This window comes from Rheinheimera sp. WS51 (assembly GCF_050936095.1).
Taxonomy (GTDB): Bacteria; Pseudomonadota; Gammaproteobacteria; order Enterobacterales; family Alteromonadaceae; genus Alishewanella.
Genome location: NZ_JBOTRC010000036.1, coordinates 1 through 2466, shown reverse-complemented (window position 1 = coordinate 2466; position 2466 = coordinate 1). Strand labels below are relative to the sequence as shown.

Annotated in this window: 2 protein-coding genes; one reads left to right on the top strand and one right to left on the bottom strand. The window is 40.5% G+C overall.

Annotated features, from left to right (window positions below; all coding sequences use genetic code 11):
• Positions 1-112 precede the first annotated feature (112 nt).
• Positions 113-1624: an OmpA family protein gene (locus ACRCA4_RS14875; RefSeq protein WP_433190346.1), complete on the top strand. Its 1512-nt coding sequence runs from the start codon at positions 113-115 to the stop codon at positions 1622-1624.
• Here the strand turns inward: ACRCA4_RS14875 and ACRCA4_RS14870 are convergent.
• Entirely contained in the window at positions 1621-2442 is an 822-nt protein-coding gene (locus ACRCA4_RS14870) for a DUF3025 domain-containing protein (RefSeq protein ID WP_433190343.1), read from the bottom strand. The two genes, ACRCA4_RS14875 and ACRCA4_RS14870, sit on opposite strands and share 4 nt — an antisense overlap.
• Positions 2443-2466 lie beyond the last annotated feature (24 nt).

Genomic DNA, 2466 nt, shown 5'->3' with positions numbered 1-2466 from the left:
AAAGCCACAAAAACAATCAGGCAACATTGAAGTTGCAATATGCTACCAATTATTCATAATTGCCCACCAATATCAACTTGAATAAGTCATGTTTTTTTAACAAGGAAGCCTAATGCGTGTTTTTATCCTTTATATTTTAAAAAGTAGCTTGTTATTAATGAGCCTGGCGGCTTTTGCTGATTCTGATCACCCGTTGGTTTCAGCTTATCCTGAGGCAAGTATTTATCGTCAGTCTGTAGTCAATTATGCTGAAGTAATACTCCCACAGCATAAAGTGACAACTGATACACCTTTTGCTGGCATTAGTGTTATTGGTAAACAAACTGGTCATATTTATCATATAAAAGGCGACCATTCTGCCTTACATGTCGCTGAAAATTACCTTGATGTAGTAAAACGTCTAAAGGCTAAATTACTGCTAGTTTGTCGTTCAGATTGCGGCTCTGATTTTTCTAAAAAGCTGTTAAGAAGTAGCCATTGGACAAAAAGTATTTTTAGCGGTATGCAGGGTTTCTCTCAAGGCCAAGATGAACACTATTATATTCTGGCCCAACTTGGCGATGATACTACCCCTACCTATTTACAGTGGTTTATTAAACCGCTTTATGGCAACCAGCTAGAACTGGGCCAAATTATTACCGAACCACAACAACTACAGCTTGGTTTAGTAAACATCAATGAAAGTGCTATTACCTCTAAACCGACTGCCAGCACAGCGTCTACCGGTTTAGGCCCAGATAGTGCCGAGGGCGGAGACCACCCATTAATTTCACGTTATGCTGGCTCTAAACTTACCCATCGCACTGACACTGAGTTTACTGAAGTACGCCTAGCTACTGGCATTGCCGATGAAAACAAACAAGTGCCCCATTTAACACTAGCCGGTAAGTCTACTCTGTTGCATTACAATGCGAGTAAAGATCAGTCAACATTACAGGTTTTTCGGAATTACCAACAGGCCTTGCAAGAGGCTGGCTTTACTATTGTATTTAGTTGCGAGCATAAAAGCTGTGGTGGTAACCAGCGCAAACACTTATGGCAAGGCAGCCCTGATAGGCATCGCTTTAAAGGTTACTTAAGTAACAGCACCAATGCAGATGATGACTACCGCATGCTAACTGCGCATAAAGAGGTTAATGTTAACGATATTTATCTTTCTATTTATGTGCTCAAAAATAATGAACATTCTAACGTAGATATCGCACATGACATTGTTGAGCTTAGCAGCATGAAAACAGACAGAGTCAGTATTGATAGCGCTTATTTACAGAATCAACTTATGGAAAATGGCAAAGTGGTATTGCATGGTTTGCATTTTGCCAGCGACAGTGCCCAGTTATTGCCTGAATCTGAAGATGCCTTAACGGTCATATTAAGCTATTTAAAGCAACACCCTAAGCAGAGTTTTTATGTGGTGGGCCATACCGATAATACAGGTAGTCATGAGCATAATATGCAGCTGTCTTATGCTCGTGCAACCAGTGTGGTTAACGAACTTAAAAAGCAAGGCATTACAGCAGAGCGTTTATTCGCCGCTGGCGTTGGTCCAGTGTCGCCGCTACAAAAAAACAATACTGAGCAACATAAAGCCAATAACCGCCGAGTGGAATTAGTCTTACGCTAGCTGAGTTTTGTTAGCCTTTTCGGCCTAAAATAATGGGTATTTAAGTAAAAGTCGGCTTGGTTATTAGCTTCATACCAAGCCGGCACCCCTAATAAAGGTAAGGGGGTTAATTGCTGTTTATCTAAAAGCAGGTTTTGCTTGGCAATTTTATGGCTCAAGGCTTGATCTAAAAACTGGTACGTCTGGGCTAGACTCCAGTTACTAAACCCCTCAGGTACCTCAATAAAGACAGCCTTAGCGGTTAAGCCGATAAAAGGTTTAGTTGCCATTTCATAAATAGCATGACCAAAAATAACCGGCCTAATACTTTGCCACCAGTCTTGGCGCTGCTTAACAAAGCTCTGCTGCCATTGGTGCTGACGCAGTAAGCCTTGGTGCGCTTCTGCACTAGATTCAGTGCAAATAATAACGCCGCATTCATCAAATAAAGTCAGTTTATTTCTAAGCTTACTGCGCTGTTTAAGGCCATGCTGAGTAATTTCTGTAATATGCAGTTGATTAAGTAAGGCTTTAGTTTTTGGAAATAAACACCAAATTAAAGCACCAAAAAAGTCATGCCAATTTTTAGCACGGCACGGTATGGTTTTAGTGGCAAAAATAAACTCTTCGTAATAACGGCCATCTTGCTCTAAAGCTTCATTGGCTACAAAACGATACTCGCTAGCAAAAGCTTGATTAAGCAAGCGTAAACGTGGCCAGTCTTCAGCAGGAAAAGGGCCGAAGCTCTGACTTAAATCAGCAAAAATTGGGTTAATGTGCAATAAATTTGCTTGCCAGCTTTCTGGTGGATTAAAACGCGTTTTTTTATTCAATGTCATTTTTAGTTAATACATATAAAGCCA

Excerpts from the sequence above, each read along its gene's own strand:
- ACRCA4_RS14875 (WP_433190346.1), top strand. The coding sequence starts at position 113 with ATGCGTGTTTTTATCCTTTATATTTTAAAAAGTAGCTTGTTATTAATG.
- ACRCA4_RS14870 (WP_433190343.1), bottom strand. The coding sequence starts at position 2,442 with ATGACATTGAATAAAAAAACGCGTTTTAATCCACCAGAAAGCTGGCAA.